This is a genomic window from Bosea vaviloviae (genome assembly GCF_001741865.1).
In the GTDB taxonomy this organism is placed as follows: domain Bacteria; phylum Pseudomonadota; class Alphaproteobacteria; order Rhizobiales; family Beijerinckiaceae; genus Allobosea; species Allobosea vaviloviae.
On the sequence record NZ_CP017147.1, the window covers coordinates 5,038,771 to 5,055,376 of the forward strand.

Consider the following 16,606-nt stretch of genomic DNA (forward strand, 5'->3'; position numbering starts at 1 on the left):
GTCGTTTTCAATGTTCAGCGAATAGTTTTGTCGGTTCAGGCGTACTTGGCCTGGACCTCGGCGGCGACCGCCGAAGGCACTTGCTCGTAGTGGTCGAACTGCATCGTGTAGTTGGCGCGTCCCTGGCTGAACGAGCGCAACTGGTTGACGTAGCCGAACATGTTGGCGAGCGGGACCATCGCATTCACGACGACCGCATTGCCGCGCATATCCTGGCCCTGGATCTGGCCACGACGCGAGTTCAGATCGCCGATGACCGAACCGGTATAGTCTTCCGGGGTCACCACTTCGACCTTCATGATCGGCTCGAGCAGCACGGAGCCGCCCTTCTGCAGACCTTCGCGCAAAGCGGCGCGCGAGGCGATTTCGAAGGCGAGCGCCGAGGAGTCGACCTCGTGGAACGCGCCGTCGATCAGCGTGACCTTGACGTCGACGACCGGGAAGCCGGCGATCACGCCGGAGCCGATGACCGAGTTCAGGCCCTTTTCGACGCCGGGGATGTATTCCTTCGGAACCGTTCCGCCGACGACCTTCGACTCGAACTCGAAGCCCTTGCCGGTCTCGTTCGGTTCGATCACCAGCTTGACGCGGGCGAACTGGCCGGTACCGCCGGTCTGCTTCTTGTGGGTGTAGTCGATCTCGGCCTTCTTGGTGATCGTCTCGCGATAGGCCACCTGGGGGGCGCCGATATTGGCGTCCACCTTGTAGGTCCGGCGCAGGATGTCGACCTTGATGTCGAGATGCAGCTCGCCCATGCCCTTGAGAATGGTCTGGCCGCTCTCCTGGTCGGTCGAAACCCGGAACGAGGGATCCTCGTTGGCAAGCTTCGCCAGAGCCAGGCCAAGCTTCTCCTGGTCGGCCTTGGACTTCGGCTCGATCGCGATCGTGATGACCGGCTCGGGGAATTCCATACGCTCCAGGATGACAGCCTTGACGGGGTCGCACAGCGTGTCGCCGGTGCGGACGTCCTTGAGGCCGGCCAAGGCGACGATGTCGCCGGCGAAAGCCTCCTTGATGTCTTCACGGTTGTTCGCGTGCATCAGCAGCATGCGGCCGACACGCTCTTTCTTGTCGCGGGTCGAGTTGATGACGCCCGCGCCGGTCTCGACCTTGCCCGAATAGACGCGGCAGAAGGTGATGGTGCCGACAAAGGGGTCGTCCATGATCTTGAAGGCGAGCATGGAGAAGGGATCCTCGTCCGTCGGGTGACGAACGGTCTCTTCCTCGGTCTTGAAGTCGATGCCCTTGATCTCGCCACGATCGACCGGCGAGGGCAGGAAGTCGACGACCGCGTCGAGCAGGGGCTGGACGCCCTTGTTCTTGAAGGCCGAACCGCAGAGCACGGGATGGAAGGCGCGACGCTGGACCGCGGTGCGGATCAGCTTACGCAGCGTCTCGGCGTCGGGCTCGGTGCCTTCAAGATAAGCTTCCATCGCCACATCGTCCATGTCGACGGCGGCTTCGACGAGCTTGTTGCGATACTCGGCGGCCTTGTCGGCGAGATCAGCGGGGATCTCCTTCTCTTCGAAGGACGCGCCCAGCGCTTCGCCGTTCCAGACGATCGCCTTCATCTTGATCAGGTCGACGACGCCGACGAAATCCGACTCGGCACCGATCGGGATCTGCAGGCACACGGGCTTGCCGGCGACGCGATCGATGATGTCCTGGACGCAGCGATAGAAATCGGCGCCGGTCTTGTCCATCTTGTTGACGAACACGATGCGCGGCACGTCGTATTTGTCGGCCTGGCGCCAGACGGTCTCGGTCTGGGGCTCGACGCCCTGGTTGCCGTCGAGCACGCAGACGGCACCGTCGAGCACGCGCAGCGAACGCTCGACTTCAATGGTGAAGTCGACGTGGCCGGGGGTGTCGATGATGTTCAGGCGATGGTCGCGCCACAGACAGGTGGTCGCAGCCGAGGTGATCGTGATGCCACGCTCCTGCTCCTGCTCCATCCAGTCCATGGTGGCGGCGCCGTCATGGACTTCGCCGATCTTGTGCGACTTGCCGGTATAATACAGCACGCGCTCGGTCGTCGTCGTCTTGCCGGCGTCGATATGCGCCATGATGCCGAAATTGCGGTATCGGTCGATGGGATGAGTGCGTGCCATAGGAGCGCTCTGTCTTTCTCAGTCTGACGAACGGTTACCAGCGATAATGCGAGAAGGCGCGGTTGGCTTCCGCCATCCGGTGCGTGTCTTCACGCTTCTTCACGGCATTTCCGCGGTTGTTGGCGGCATCCATCAGCTCCGAAGAGAGCCGCTCGACCATCGTCTTGTCGTTGCGGCCGCGAGCAGCCGTGATCAGCCAGCGGATCGCCAGCGCCTGACGGCGCTCGGTGCGAACCTCGACCGGAACCTGGTAGGTGGCGCCGCCGACGCGACGCGAACGGACTTCGATCGCCGGGGCGACATTCTCGAGCGCGGTCTTGAAGACGGCGAGCGGGTCGCTCTTCAGCTTGCCCTCAATGATCTCGAAGGCGCCGTAGACGATCCGCTCGGCGGTCGACTTCTTGCCTTCGTACATCACCGAATTCATGAACTTCGTCACGATGATATCGTGGAACTTCGGATCGGGAATGATCTCACGCTTTTCAGCGCTATGGCGGCGGGACATCGTCTAGTCTCCGGTCAAATCTCAAAAGCTGCGAACAGGCTGGGGCTCATCGCCCCGCCAGTCTGGCAGAACTCACTTCGGACGCTTGGCGCCGTACTTCGAACGGCGCTGCTTACGGTTCTTCACGCCCTGCGTGTCGAGCACACCGCGAAGGATGTGATAACGCACGCCGGGCAAGTCCTTGACGCGGCCGCCGCGGATCATGACGACCGAGTGCTCCTGGAGGTTGTGACCCTCACCAGGAATATAGCCGATCACTTCGAAGCCGTTGGTCAGGCGCACCTTGGCGACCTTACGCAACGCGGAGTTCGGCTTCTTCGGCGTCGTCGTATAAACGCGCGTGCAGACGCCGCGCTTCTGCGGGCAGGATTCAAGCGCCGGAGCGGTGTTGCGCGCCTTGACGGGCGAACGCGGCTTGCGAATGAGCTGGCTGATTGTCGGCATTCTGGCCTCTCGCTCCACTGAGCGTTTGGAAATCTCTAAATCGACGGCCCAGATCAAGCGAAGCCACGGCACAAACGAAACTGCGCCATCGGTTCCCGGCAGGGAAACCTCAGGCGCATTCGCCAGCAGAGGAACACGGATCACTCCGCATTCATGCTTCTCACCATGTCGTCAATCGACGCTGGAATTCCGAAGGCGTTTCGGTCGCGACATTCGCTCGCAACGAGGCAAGCGACAAACGTGTCCGACAACCTTCGACAGTGGCGCGCTTATGACTCGCAACCCGAGTCGCGTCAACCCCTGAATGGCAAGCGTTTATGCCTCGGCGTGATTGAACCTGAATGAAAGCTGCCGCGACCAACGTGTAACGCGTGGCGACGTAGCTTCACAGCCCTCTCCTCGCGGGCCATGGTGACGCAGCGAGAGGTTCGTATCGACATGTACATGAGACTGCCTTGTATCGTATTTCTGCTGCTCATGGACGGCGGCGGCGCGCATGCCACTCCCGTCTGCGACACGATCATCAAAGCGATGCTCGCCGTGGCCGACCAGCCCGGCGTTCGTCAGCGCACGCTGCAAGGATCCGCAGGCGCCGAGACGGTGATGACCGAAGCGATCTCACTACGCGAGGCAATGTATGTGCGAGAGTACGGCGACGGCCCGTGGCGCACGGTGCCCATGACCAGCGCCCGCAGGCGCGATCTCGCCGAAAGTGCGCTCAAGCAGTTTCCACCCTCGAACTGCAAGGGGCCGACGGCGGACACCCGCCACGGCGTTCAGGTCGATCGATACACCTTCACGCAGACCAACCCCTTGAGTCCGGGCGGCACGAGCACATCGGAAGTCTGGATCGGACGCGCAGACGGCCTGCCGCGCCGCGTCGTCCTCGGCGACGACAGCTATCAGACGATTGAATATGGCGATTACGCCGTGCCGAGCCCCCTAATGCAGCCCCGCCGTAGGAGCGCCCAGCCATGAACCCGATCCGTCTCCTTGCCGCCACGACGCTGCTACTGCTCGCTGTCGGCCCCGTCGTCGCGGCCGACGCCAAGGGCTGCCGCGACCTTGCCGGCCTCAAGCGCTTCGAGCGTTCCGAGATACTCGAATGCGACGGCAAGAACTTCGCCGAATACATCCTGCCGACCGGGACAGTCAAAGGTTACGACTTCACCGCCAAGCGCGGCCAGTTTGCGACCAAACTCGATCTGGAGGGCCGGCTCAGCCGCAGCGCCTATGTCGTGCCGCCAGGCCCGTCCGCCGCGGAGGTCTCCCGCAACTACCGCGTCGAGCTGGCCGACAAGGGCTTCACATTCCTGTTCGAGGCCAAGCAGGCCGAGGTCGGCTGGCTGATGGGGAAGGTCTTCGAGAATGAAGGACCAGGCGGGGCGCTCCTCGGCTACAGCCCGGAAGAGGCCCGCTATATCGCCGCAGAAAAGGAGGAGAACGGCGTGAAGATGCATCTTGCGATCTTCATCGTCGAGTACAAGGACGGCCATCACCCCAGAACGCGCCTGCAGAAGGGCCAGGTGGTGGTGCGCGTCGACATGCTCGAATCCGGCGCACTGAAACAGCAGATGGTGCTGGTCTCGGCCGCCGAGATTGCCCGCAGTCTGGACCAAGCCGGCAAGGTCGCTCTCTACGGCCTGTTGTTCGACTTCAACAAGGCGACGCTCCAGCCCGGTTCGCGGCCGACGCTCGACGAGATCGCGAAATTTCTCAAGGCGAATCCCACCCAGAGCGTCCATGTCGTGGGCCACACCGACAATGTCGGCGGGGTGGAATCCAATCAGAAGCTATCGCAGGCGCGTGCCGCGACGGTCGTCGCCGAGCTCGCCAAGACTCACGGCATCGCGCCAGGCCGACTGCGCGCAGCCGGTCTCGGCCTTCTCGCACCAGTCGCCAGCAACACGACAGAGGATGGCCGCGCGAAGAACCGCCGCGTGGAGCTGCTGCCGCAATAACAGGTCCAGTATGCCCCAGATCGGGATAGGGGGGAGCCGTGAGGCTCCGCCCCTCCCACACCACCCGGCATGCGGGTCCGCACCGGGCGGTTGGAGCAGTTGAGGTCGCCAAGCTTGTAGGTCTCGCGGCTTGGCGCCTGGGTTTGCGCAATCTGGTTCGGCGGATTTGATTTCTCGCTGCCGTGGCCTTTCGGGCTTCACCCTATCTGCCGAAACGGCGAGCTTCGCTGGCGCGAACATCTGAGACCGTTCAAATCCGATAACCAGCAGGCTCTCCCTTCCACTGCTTCGGCCCTTCGCTCCCCTACGGCAGCTACTATGGCCTCTGCTGACTTCTCGCTCCGGCTCGACACCGTCGCCCTTTCAGGCATGAGGCGAGATCTCCCCAGGTAAGAACGCACTCCTTCACCGCACGACCGCCGGATCTACGCCGCTTCCCCTTGATCACGAGAGCTTCACGGTTCGTTGCCCGCTCGCCCTGGTCGGCAGCGCCTTCTATCCGGTTCTTGTGCATCGGCCCGCAGCTTCGCTCCACGCTTCCTCCCCACACTCGGTCACCCTCATGCAGTTGCGCTTCACTTTGCTCGTTGTGAACAACTCACGATGGGACTTGCACCCACAAGAGTGCGCCCATGCTGGGCGCACAACGAAAAAAGGCCGCCCCAAGGGGCGGCCCTGTTCGTTCGCGCAAACGCGGCGCGTCTTATTCAGCCGCGGGCAGCGCCGCCGCCACTGCGGCCGCCGTGGCGGCTGCAGCCTTGGCGGCGGAAGCCGCGGCCTTCGCCGCCGCGTCCGCCTTCTGGCCGACGATGAGATCGTCGCGACGCGTCGCCACCTGCTTGATGCGGGCGACTTGCGCGCCGGTGCCGGCCGGGATCAGCGAGCCGACGATGACGTTCTCCTTGAGGCCTTCCAGCGTGTCGTACTTGCCGTTGACCGCCGCCTCGGTGAGGACGCGGGTGGTCTCCTGGAACGACGCCGCCGAGATGAAGGAGCGCGTCTGCAAGCTCGCCTTGGTGATGCCGAGCAGCACAGGGACGCCGGAAGCGGGCTTCTTGCCCTCCTCCTTCATCTTCGCATTGATCTCCTGCAGCTCGATGCGGTCGATCTGGTCACCGGTCAGGATGTCGGTGTCGCCCGACTCGGTGATTTCGATCTTCTGCAGCATCTGCCGGACGATGACCTCGATGTGCTTGTCGTTGATGCCCACGCCCTGGAGGCGATAGACCTCCTGGATCTCGTTCACCAGATAAGCCGCCAGCTCCTCGACGCCCTTGATCGCCAGGATGTCGTGCGGGGCCGGGTTGCCATCGAGGATGTAGTCGCCCGTCTCCACGACGTCGCCGTCCTGGAGATGGATGTGCTTGCCCTTGGGGATCAGGTACTCGAGCCCCTCGGAACCGTCATGCGGGGTCAGCGTGACCCGGCGCTTGTTCTTGTAGTCCTTGCCGAAGCCGATGACGCCGGCCTTCTCGGCGATGATCGCCGCATCCTTGGGACGACGGGCCTCGAACAGCTCCGCCACCCGCGGCAGACCGCCGGTGATGTCGCGGGTCTTGGCGGAGTCCGTCGAGACACGGGCCAGCACGTCACCCGCCTTGATATGGGCGCCGGGCTCGACCGAGATGATGCCGTCGACAGGCAGGATGTAGCGGGCTTCGCCGCCACGCGCGAGCTTGGCGATCTTGCCGTCCGGGCCATGCACCGTCAGAGCCGGGCGCAGATCGGACGTACGGGCCGAGCCGCGCCAGTCGATGACGACGCGCTTGTTGATGCCCGTCGCTTCGTCGGTCGTCTCGGTGATCGACATGCCGTCGACCAGGTCCTCGAAGCCGACGGAGCCGTCGACCTCGGCCAGGATCGGGCGGGAATAGGGATCCCACTCGATCAGGCGCTGGCCGCGCTTGACCTTGTCGCCCTCGTCGATGCGCAGCTTCGAGCCGAACTGGACGCGGTGAACCGCGCGCTCGGCGCCGTCCGGCCCCACGATCACGACGGCGATGTTGCGCGCCATTGCGATCAGGTCGCCGTCCGAATTCCGGGCGAGGTTGCGGTTGCGGATCTTGACCACGCCTTCGAAATTCGACTCGACGAAGGACTGGTCGGCGATCGTCGCCGCGCCACCGATGTGGAAGGTGCGCATGGTGAGCTGCGTACCCGGCTCGCCGATCGACTGCGCCGCGATGACGCCGACGGCCTCGCCCATGTTGACGGGCGTGCCGCGAGCAAGATCGCGTCCGTAGCAGGTGGCGCAGACGCCGTTCTTGGTGGCGCAGGTCAGCACCGAACGAATCTTCACCTCCTGCACACCGGCGGCGTTGATCGCCTCGATGTGGTGCTCGTCGATCATCGTGCCCTTCGGCACCAGGACCTTGCCGTCGATGTCGGTGACATCTTCTGCCGCCGAGCGGCCGAGGATGCGGATACCGAGCGATGCGACGACCTGACCCGCGTCGATGATGGCGCGCATCTTGATGCCGCTCTCCGAGCCGCAATCGACTTCGGAGATGATGGCATCCTGCGCCACGTCGACGAGACGGCGCGTGAGATAGCCGGAGTTGGCCGTCTTGAGCGCGGTATCGGCGAGGCCCTTGCGGGCGCCGTGGGTCGAGTTGAAGTACTCGAGAACGTCGAGGCCTTCCTTGAAGTTCGAGATGATCGGCGACTCGATGATCTCGCCCGAGGGCTTGGCCATCAGGCCGCGCATCGCCGCGAGCTGCTTCATCTGGGCTGGCGAACCACGCGCTCCGGAGTGGCTCATCATGTAGATCGAGTTGATCGGCTTATCGCGACCATTCTCGTCCTTTTTCACGGTCGAGATGCGGGCCATCATCTCCTGGGCGAGCTTGTCGGAGCACTTCGCCCAGGCGTCGACGACCTTGTTGTACTTCTCGCCCTGAGTGATCAGGCCGTCCTGGTACTGCTGCTCGTAATCCTTGGCGAGCGCGCGGGTGGTGTCGACGATCTCCCATTTGTTCTCCGGCACGACCATGTCGTCCTTGCCGAAGGAGATGCCGGCCTTGAAGGCGTGGGTGAAGCCCAGCGACATGATGCGGTCGCAGAAGATCACCGATTCCTTCTGACCGCAGCCGCGATAGACGGCGTCGATCATTCCCGAGATTTCCTTCTTCGTCATCAGGCGGTTGCTGACGTCGAAGGTCATGTTCGGGTGCTTGGGCAGCGCGGTCGAGAGAATGACGCGACCAGGCGTGGTGTCGTAGATCTTGGTGTAGGACTTGCCGTCCTGATCGATGCCGGTCCAGCGGTATTTGATCTTCGAATGCAGCGTCACGACCTTCTCGTGCAGCGCGTATTCGAGCTCGCCGAAGTCGCCGAAGATCTTGCCCTGGCCCGGCTCGCCGTCAGAGACGATCGAGAGATAGTAGAGGCCGAGCACGATGTCCTGCGACGGCACGATGATCGGAAGACCGTTGGCCGGGTGCAGGATGTTGTTGGTCGACATCATCAGGACGCGCGCTTCCAGCTGCGCTTCCAGCGACAGCGGAACGTGCACGGCCATCTGGTCGCCGTCGAAGTCGGCGTTGAAGGCGGCGCAGACCAGCGGGTGAAGCTGGATCGCCTTGCCTTCGATCAGCACCGGCTCGAAGGCCTGGATGCCGAGCCTGTGCAGCGTCGGGGCGCGGTTCAGCAGCACCGGATGCTCGCGGATGACCTCGTCCAGGATGTCCCAGACCTCGGGCTTCTCCTTCTCGACCAGCTTCTTGGCCTGCTTGACCGTGGTCGAGTAGCCCTTGGCGTCGAGGCGCGCATAGATGAACGGCTTGAACAGCTCGAGCGCCATCTTCTTGGGCAGCCCGCACTGGTGCAGCTTCATCTCCGGGCCGACCACGATGACCGAACGGCCGGAATAGTCGACGCGCTTGCCGAGCAGGTTCTGGCGGAAGCGGCCCTGCTTGCCCTTCAGCATATCGGCGAGCGACTTCAACGGACGCTTGTTGGCGCCCGTGATGACGCGGCCACGGCGGCCGTTGTCGAACAGCGCATCGACCGATTCCTGCAGCATCCGCTTCTCGTTGCGGATGATGATGTCGGGCGCGCGCAATTCGATCAGCCGCTTCAGGCGGTTGTTGCGGTTGATGACGCGGCGATACAGGTCGTTCAGGTCCGAGGTCGCGAAGCGGCCGCCATCGAGCGGCACCAGCGGGCGCAGATCGGGCGGGATCACCGGAATGATGGTCATGACCATCCATTCCGGCTTGTTGCCGGACTGCTGGAACGCCTCGATGATCTTGAGGCGCTTCATCAGCTTCTTGGGCTTCAGCTCCGACGTCGTCGTCGCGATCTCATGCTTGAGATCGGCGTTGATCTGGTCGAGGTCGAGCGCGCGCAGCATCTCGCGGATGGCTTCCGCGCCGATCATCGCCGTGAAGGTGTCGGCGCCATACTCTTCCTGGCAGCGGACATACTCTTCCTCGGACAGGATCTGACGGTCCTTGAGAGGCGTCAGGCCCGGCTCGATGACGACATAGGACTCGAAATAGAGAATCCGCTCGAGATCCTTGAGCGGCATGTCCATCAGGAGGCCGATGCGCGAGGGCAGCGACTTCAGGAACCAGATATGCGCGACGGGGGCGGCGAGCTCGATATGGCCCATGCGCTCGCGCCGGACGCGCGCAAGCGTGACTTCCACGCCGCACTTCTCGCAGATGACGCCCTTGAACTTCATGCGCTTGTACTTGCCGCACAGGCACTCGTAGTCCTTGATCGGCCCGAAGATGCGGGCGCAGAACAGGCCGTCGCGCTCGGGCTTGAAGGTCCGGTAGTTGATGGTCTCCGGCTTTTTGATCTCGCCATAAGACCAGGACAGGATCTTCTCCGGGCTCGCGATCGAAATCTTGATCGCGTCGAAGGCCTGCTGCACCGGCTGCTGGCCGAAAAGGTTCATGACCTCTTGCTTCATCGCCTGTCTCCTACCGCCGGCGGGGGATAAGACCGCCCTGCCCGGCTATCATAACCATCGGCCTGCGGCGTGAGTGCCGCAGGCATTATCTCGTTCCCGGCGCGTCTTGAGCGACGCGCCGTGCGGCTTACTCGGCCGCTTCAGCCGGCGGCAACTCGCCCGGCTTCACCTTGTTGCTGATCAACTCGACGTTGAGGCCGAGCGAGCGCATTTCCTTGACGAGCACGTTGAAGCTCTCGGGGATGCCCGCTTCGAAGTTGTCCTCGCCGCGCACGATCGACTCGTAGACCTTGGTGCGGCCCGCGACGTCGTCCGACTTCACCGTCAGCATTTCCTGCAGCGTGTAGGCGGCGCCGTAAGCCTCGAGCGCCCAGACCTCCATCTCGCCGAAGCGCTGACCGCCGAACTGCGCCTTGCCGCCCAGCGGCTGCTGGGTGACGAGCGAGTACGGGCCGATCGAACGGGCATGGATCTTGTCGTCGACCAGGTGGTGCAGCTTCAGCATATAGATGTAGCCGACCGTGACCTTGCGGTCGAAGGGCTCGCCGGTACGGCCGTCATAGAGCGTCGACTGGCCAGACGAGTGAAGTCCCGCCTGCTCCAGCAGCCGCTCGATATCGGCCTCCTTGGCGCCGTTGAACACCGGTGTCGCCATCGGTACGCCGCGACGCAGGTTCTGGCCCATCTCGACGAGCTCGTTCTCGTCCATCGACGCGATGATCTCGTTGTCGTCGTAGACAGCGTCGAACGAAGCCCGCAGCGCCTTGACGTCATGGCCCTTCTTATAGGCGTCGAGCGCTGCGCCAATCTGCTTGCCCAGACCTGCAGCGGCCCATCCGAGATGGGTCTCCAGGATCTGGCCGACGTTCATGCGCGAAGGCACGCCCAGCGGGTTCAGCACGATGTCGGCATGGGTGCCGTCCTCGAGGAACGGCATGTCCTCGGCCGCAACGATGCGCGAGACCACGCCCTTGTTGCCGTGACGGCCGGCCATCTTGTCGCCCGGCTGGATCTTGCGCTTCACCGCGACGAAGACCTTGACCATCTTCATCACGCCCGGAGGCAGTTCGTCGCCACGCTGCAGCTTCTCGACCTTGTCGAGGAAGCGCTGCTCGAGGCGCTTCTTCGACTCGTCGTACTGCTTCCGCATCGCTTCGATCTCGGTCATCAGCGGATCGTCGCCGACCGCAAACAGCCACCACTGCGAACGCGGGAACTCGCTCATGCCCTCGCGGGTGATGACCGTGTCCTTCTTGAAGCCCTTGGGGCCGGCAAGACCGGTCTTGCCGTTCAGGATGTCGGCGAGACGGGCGAAGGTGTTGCGGTCGAGGATCGCCTGCTCGTCGTCGCGGTCCTTGGCGAGACGCTCGATCTCCTCGCGCTCGATCGCCTGGGCGCGCTCATCCTTGTCGACGCCATGGCGGTTGAACACGCGCACTTCGACGATCGTGCCCTGCACGCCCGGCGGCACCCGCAGCGAGGTGTCGCGCACGTCCGAGGCCTTCTCGCCGAAGATGGCGCGCAGCAGCTTCTCTTCCGGCGTCATCGGGCTTTCGCCCTTGGGCGTGATCTTGCCGACGAGGATGTCGCCAGCCGCCACTTCGGCGCCGATATAGACGATGCCGGCTTCGTCCAGGTTCTTCAGCGCTTCTTCCGAGACGTTCGGGATGTCGCGCGTGATTTCCTCCGGACCCAGCTTGGTGTCGCGGGCCATGACCTCGAATTCCTCGATATGGATCGAGGTGAAGATGTCTTCCGAGACGATCTTCTCCGAGAGCAGGATCGAGTCTTCGAAGTTGTAGCCGTTCCACGGCATGAACGCGACGAGCACGTTGCGGCCGAGCGCGAGCTCGCCGAACTCGGTCGACGGGCCGTCTGCGACGATGTCACCCTTCTTGATGACGTCGCCGACGCGCACCAGCGGACGCTGCGTGATGCAGGTCGACTGGTTGGAGCGCTGGAACTTCTGCAGGCGATAGATGTCGACGCCCGGCTTGGTCGGATCCATCTCGTCGGACGCGCGGATAACGATACGCGTCGCATCGACCTGGTCGACGATGCCGCCACGGCGGGCAGCGATCGCAGCGCCCGAGTCGCGGGCGACGACAGCTTCCATGCCGGTGCCGACGAACGGCGCGTCGGCGCGAACCAGCGGCACCGCCTGGCGCTGCATGTTCGAGCCCATCAGCGCGCGGTTCGCGTCGTCGTTCTCGAGGAACGGGATCAGCGCCGCAGCGACAGAAACGAGCTGCTTGGGCGACACGTCCTGGAAATCGACCTTGTCGACCGGCGTGACGATGACCTCGCCAGCGCGGCGGCAGACGATCAGATCGTCGGTGAGACGGCCTTCCTTGTCGACGGCGGCATTGGCCTGGGCGACGTTGTACTTCGCCTCCTCCATCGCCGAGAGGTAGATGATCTCCTCGGTCTGCTTGCCGTCGCGGATGCGGCGATAGGGGCTCTCGATGAAGCCGTACTTGTTCACCCGCGCGAAGGTGGCGAGCGAGTTGATCAGACCGATATTCGGGCCTTCCGGCGTCTCGATCGGGCAGATGCGGCCGTAATGGGTCGGGTGCACGTCGCGCACCTCGAAGCCGGCGCGCTCGCGGGTCAGACCGCCCGGTCCAAGCGCCGAAAGGCGGCGCTTATGCGTGACTTCCGAGAGCGGGTTGGTCTGGTCCATGAACTGCGAGAGCTGCGACGAGCCGAAGAACTCGCGCACGGCGGCAGCTGCCGGCTTGGCGTTGATCAGGTCCTGCGGCATCACGGTGTCGATATCGACCGAGGACATGCGCTCCTTGATGGCGCGCTCCATGCGCAGCAGACCCAGGCGATACTGGTTCTCCATCAGCTCGCCGACCGAGCGGACGCGGCGGTTGCCGAGATGGTCGATGTCGTCGATCTCGCCCTTGCCGTCGCGCAGGTCGACCAGCGCCTTGACGACCGCGAAGATGTCCTCCTTGCGCAGGATGCGCACGGTGTCCTCGGCGTCGAGGTCGAGGCGCATGTTCATCTTGACGCGGCCGACGGCCGACAGGTCATAGCGCTCCGAGTCGAAGAACAGCGACTGGAACATGTTCTCGGCGGTCTCGAGCGTCGGCGGCTCGCCGGGACGCATCACGCGGTAGATGTCGAAGAGCGCCTCTTCACGGCGCGAGTTCTTGTCCACGTTGAGCGTGTTGCGGATATAGGGGCCGACCGTGATGTGGTCGATGTCGAGCACCGGGATCTCGTCGAAGCCCGCATCGGTGAGCAGCTTCAACGACTTCTCGGTGATCTCCTCGCCGGCCTCGGCGAAGACTTCGCCGGTGGCAGGGTTGACCAGATCCTCGGCGATGTACTGGGTGTAAAGGTCCTCGTCCGTGGCGCGCAGGAACTTGAGGCCCTTCTCGGCAAGCTGCCGGGCGGTGCGTGCGACGAGCTTCTTGCCGGCCTCGACCACGACCTCGCCGGTGTCGGCGTCGATCATGTCGGCGGTGGCCTTGAAGCCCTTCATGCGCTCCGCGTCATAGGGAACGCGCCAGCCCTTGGGATCGCGGACATAGTTGATATGGGCGTAGAAGCGGCTGAGGATCTCCTCGCCGTCCATGCCGAGCGCGAACAGCAGCGACGTGACCGGGATCTTACGCTTCCGGTCGATACGGGCGTAGACGATGTCCTTGGCGTCGAATTCGATGTCGAGCCAGGACCCGCGATAGGGGATGATGCGCGCGGCGAAGAGCAGCTTGCCCGAGGAATGGGTCTTGCCCTTGTCGTGGTCGAAGAACACGCCCGGCGAACGGTGCATCTGCGAGACGATGACGCGCTCGGTGCCGTTGACGATGAAGGTGCCGTTATCGGTCATGAGCGGCATGTCGCCCATGTAGACATCCTGCTCCTTGATGTCCTTGACCGACTTCGCCTGGGTGTCGGGATCGATATCGAACACGATCAGGCGCAAAGTCACCTTGAGCGGCGCAGAGAAGGTCATGCCGCGCTGGCGGCACTCGTCGACGTCGTATTTCGGCGGCTCGAAGGTGTACTTGACGAATTCGAGCAGCGAAGCGCCCGAGAAATCGCCGATCGGGAAGACCGATTTGAAGACGGACTGCAGGCCTTCGTCGCCGCGGCCGCCCTTGGGCTCGTCGACCATCAGGAATTGGTCGTAGGACGCCTTCTGAACCTCGATGAGGTTCGGCATCTGCGCCACTTCCTTGAGTTTTCCGAAGAACTTGCGGACGCGCCTGCGGCCCTGGAGCGAATTGACCATTTTGTTCCTCGCAATCTCTCGGACGGCTCACCCGGCAGTCTGCCGCAGTCAAAGGCGGCTTGGCCGCCGGGTGAGCCGTTCGGCGCATCATCGCGCCGACATCATCTGAACTGGAGCCCACAACGCAAGGTTGCGCCGGAAGCTTTCTCAACCTGTCCGCACGCAAGTACGGAAACGACGCAACAGCCCCGGAGGCGGAAAACCGCCCCGGGACTGTCTGTGTTGACTAGGGTCGGACCGGCATCATGCCGGCCCAGCTCACTTGAGCTCGACCTTGGCGCCGACGGCCTCGAGCTGCTTCTTGAGCTTCTCGGCCTCGTCCTTGGTCACAGACTCCTTGACAGCCTTCGGAGCGGCCTCGACCAGGTCCTTGGCTTCCTTGAGGCCCAGGCCGGTGATGGCGCGGACTTCCTTGATGACTTCAATCTTCTTGTCGCCGACGGCGGCAAGAATGACGTTGAACTCGGTCTGCTCTTCGACAGCAGCAGCAGCGGGGCCAGCGGCGGGGCCGGCAACCGCAACGGCGGCGGCGGCGGAGACGCCCCACTTCTCTTCGAGAAGCTTGGCGAGGTCGGCGGCCTCGAGGACCGTGAGGGACGACAGCTCGTCAACGAGCTTAGCAAGATCAGCCATGGTTAAGTTCCTACGTAAAAGAGGTTCGAACGTTGATCAGGGGTAACTGGCCGTTCAGGCCGCATCCTTGTCGGCATATGCCTGAAACACGCGCGCGAGCTTCGCAGCAGGCGCGGTCGAGAGCTGGGCAAGCTTGGTTGCAGGAGCCTGAAGCAGGCCGAGCAACTTGGCGCGCAGTTCGTCGAGCGAGGGCATCGTGGCCAGGGCCTTGATGCCGTCGGGGTTCAGGGCGGTCTTGCCCATCGCGCCGCCGAGGATGACGAGCTTGTCATTGTCCTTGGCGAAAGCGGTGGCGACCTTCGGCGCCGCGACCGGATCGTTGGAATAAGCGATCAGGGTGGGACCCGTCAGCAGGTTGCTGATGGACGCGACGTCGGTGCCTTCAAGAGCGATCTTGGCCAGCCGGTTCTTTGCGACCTTCACGGTGGCGCCATTGGCCTTCATCTCGCGACGAAGCTTCTGGAACTGGGCCACCGTCAAACCCGCATAGTGGGCCACGACGACGACCGACGTGTTCGCAAACACACCGTTCAGCGTCGCGACGGCATCATTCTTTGCCGTTCTATCCACTGGGCTCTCTCCGGTAGGCGGCAGGCTTGAGGGCTTGCCGCCGGTTGCACGTGTCGCTCTCAAGAAACCCCGGTTGACACCGGCGCTGGATAAGAGCGACGCTCAGTGCCCTGTCCCCGCTCTTGACCGTTGCCGGCCGCGATCGGGCGAGATGGTTCGAACCGTCTTCGGGACCTTGCGATCCCGCTTGAGCTCTTGCACCGTCTATGCAGGCCTCTTGGCGAAATTATGCCCCCAGCCGAAGCCGAGGAGCACCTGCAGTCTCAGACAGGACTGGATGATTCGGGCCCAAAGATCGCTCTTCGCGCCCCAAACACCCATTCTTCGGCGGCAAACCGCCGAAAAACGCGAAACAGACCCCCTCGTGCGAAGCACGCTGGAGCCCACATCACTTATGGAAACAGGCCTGCGTCTTAACGCTTTCGCCTGCTTCTGCCAAGTGGGGACTTGACCCCGTCGGATCAAGCCCGGGCAACGGCCGGCGCGAAGCCGGCCGTCAGGCCTCTCAGCCGCCCATCACCGTGTTGGGCTCGATCTTGACGCCCGGACCCATGGTCGAGGAAATCGCGACGCGCTGGATATAGGTGCCCTTGGCTCCGGCCGGCTTGGCCTTGGCGACGGAATCGGCGAACGCCTTGATGTTCTCGGCGAGCTTGTCGGCCGTGAACGAGACCTTGCCGACGGCGGCATGCACGATGCCGGCCTTCTCGACGCGGAACTCGACTGAACCGCCCTTGGACGCCGCAACCGCAGTGGTGATGTCCATGGTGACCGTGCCGACCTTCGGGTTCGGCATCAGGCCGCGCGGGCCCAGCACCTTACCGAGACGGCCGACCAGCGGCATCATGTCCGGGGTCGCGATGCAGCGATCGAACTCGATCGTGCCCTTGGAGACGAGATCGACCAGCTCTTCGGCGCCGACGATGTCGGCCCCGGCCTTCTTGGCCTCTTCCGCCTTGGCGCCGCGAGCAAACACGGCGACGCGCAGGACGCGGCCCGAGCCGTTGGGCAGATTGCAGACGCCGCGGACCATCTGGTCGGCGTGGCGCGGATCGACGCCCAGGTTCATCGCGACCTCAACGGTCTCGTCGAACTTGGCGTTGGCGCGCTCCTTGACCATCGCGACAGCGAGATCGAGCGGGTAGAGCTTGGTGCGGTCGATGCCCTCACGGGCCTTCACGACGCGCTTTGCGACATGTGCCATCGTCTGTT

Annotated in this window: 10 protein-coding genes; 2 read left to right on the forward strand and 8 right to left on the reverse strand. The window is 63.7% G+C overall.

Translation table 11 applies throughout. The features are described 5' to 3' along the window. Positions 1-35: 35 nt before the first annotated feature. The 3 genes from fusA to rpsL form a co-directional block, all read right to left on the reverse strand. Positions 36-2,111, reverse strand: coding sequence for an elongation factor G (gene fusA / locus BHK69_RS23155; RefSeq protein WP_069692157.1), 2,076 nt, complete (start codon positions 2,109-2,111; stop codon positions 36-38). 34 nt (positions 2,112-2,145) lie between these two features. Beyond that, the gene (gene rpsG / locus BHK69_RS23160; protein WP_069692158.1) at positions 2,146-2,616 is read right to left on the reverse strand and encodes a 30S ribosomal protein S7; all 471 of its coding nucleotides are present in this window, start codon (positions 2,614-2,616) and stop codon (positions 2,146-2,148) included. A gap of 72 nt (positions 2,617-2,688) precedes the next feature. Further along, a complete protein-coding gene (rpsL, locus tag BHK69_RS23165; protein ID WP_038358286.1) occupies positions 2,689-3,060 on the reverse strand; it encodes a 30S ribosomal protein S12 in 372 nt (123 codons plus the stop codon). Positions 3,061-3,498: 438 nt separating this feature from the next. Between rpsL and BHK69_RS23170 the strand changes: the two genes are divergently transcribed. Beyond that, positions 3,499-4,038 (forward strand): hypothetical protein, encoded by a 540-nt coding sequence (locus BHK69_RS23170; RefSeq protein ID WP_148663552.1) that lies wholly within the window; start codon positions 3,499-3,501, stop codon positions 4,036-4,038. Then, positions 4,035-5,021 (forward strand): OmpA family protein, encoded by a 987-nt coding sequence (locus BHK69_RS23175; protein ID WP_069692160.1) that lies wholly within the window; start codon positions 4,035-4,037, stop codon positions 5,019-5,021. Before BHK69_RS23170 ends, BHK69_RS23175 begins: the two co-directional genes overlap by 4 nt. A 703-nt stretch (positions 5,022-5,724) precedes the next feature. On the opposite strand, the gene rpoC is transcribed toward BHK69_RS23175, so the two are convergent. The 5 genes from rpoC to rplA all read right to left on the reverse strand — a co-directional run bounded on the left by rpoC (position 5,725) and on the right by rplA (position 16,598). Beyond that, a complete protein-coding gene (gene rpoC / locus BHK69_RS23180; protein WP_069692161.1) occupies positions 5,725-9,942 on the reverse strand; it encodes a DNA-directed RNA polymerase subunit beta' in 4,218 nt (1,405 codons plus the stop codon). 127 nt (positions 9,943-10,069) lie between these two features. Continuing rightward, complete coding sequence (rpoB, locus tag BHK69_RS23185; RefSeq protein ID WP_069692162.1) at positions 10,070-14,191, reverse strand: DNA-directed RNA polymerase subunit beta; 4,122 nt, start codon at positions 14,189-14,191, stop codon at positions 10,070-10,072. Positions 14,192-14,449: 258 nt separating this feature from the next. Further along, on the reverse strand, positions 14,450-14,824 hold the full coding sequence (gene rplL / locus BHK69_RS23190; protein ID WP_069692163.1) for a 50S ribosomal protein L7/L12: 375 nt from the start codon (positions 14,822-14,824) through the stop codon (positions 14,450-14,452). 54 nt (positions 14,825-14,878) lie between these two features. Further along, the gene (gene rplJ / locus BHK69_RS23195; RefSeq protein WP_069692164.1) at positions 14,879-15,394 is read right to left on the reverse strand and encodes a 50S ribosomal protein L10; all 516 of its coding nucleotides are present in this window, start codon (positions 15,392-15,394) and stop codon (positions 14,879-14,881) included. A gap of 505 nt (positions 15,395-15,899) precedes the next feature. Further along, a complete protein-coding gene (gene rplA, locus BHK69_RS23200; protein ID WP_069692165.1) occupies positions 15,900-16,598 on the reverse strand; it encodes a 50S ribosomal protein L1 in 699 nt (232 codons plus the stop codon). Positions 16,599-16,606 lie beyond the last annotated feature (8 nt).

Excerpts from the sequence above, each read along its gene's own strand:
- fusA (WP_069692157.1), bottom strand. The coding sequence starts at position 2,111 with ATGGCACGCACTCATCCCATCGACCGATACCGCAATTTCGGCATCATG.
- rpsG (WP_069692158.1), bottom strand. The coding sequence starts at position 2,616 with ATGTCCCGCCGCCATAGCGCTGAAAAGCGTGAGATCATTCCCGATCCG.
- rpsL (WP_038358286.1), bottom strand. The coding sequence starts at position 3,060 with ATGCCGACAATCAGCCAGCTCATTCGCAAGCCGCGTTCGCCCGTCAAG.
- BHK69_RS23170 (WP_148663552.1), top strand. The coding sequence starts at position 3,499 with ATGTACATGAGACTGCCTTGTATCGTATTTCTGCTGCTCATGGACGGC.
- BHK69_RS23175 (WP_069692160.1), top strand. The coding sequence starts at position 4,035 with ATGAACCCGATCCGTCTCCTTGCCGCCACGACGCTGCTACTGCTCGCT.
- rpoC (WP_069692161.1), bottom strand. The coding sequence starts at position 9,942 with ATGAAGCAAGAGGTCATGAACCTTTTCGGCCAGCAGCCGGTGCAGCAG.
- rpoB (WP_069692162.1), bottom strand. The coding sequence starts at position 14,191 with ATGGTCAATTCGCTCCAGGGCCGCAGGCGCGTCCGCAAGTTCTTCGGA.
- rplL (WP_069692163.1), bottom strand. The coding sequence starts at position 14,824 with ATGGCTGATCTTGCTAAGCTCGTTGACGAGCTGTCGTCCCTCACGGTC.
- rplA (WP_069692165.1), bottom strand. The coding sequence starts at position 16,598 with ATGGCACATGTCGCAAAGCGCGTCGTGAAGGCCCGTGAGGGCATCGAC.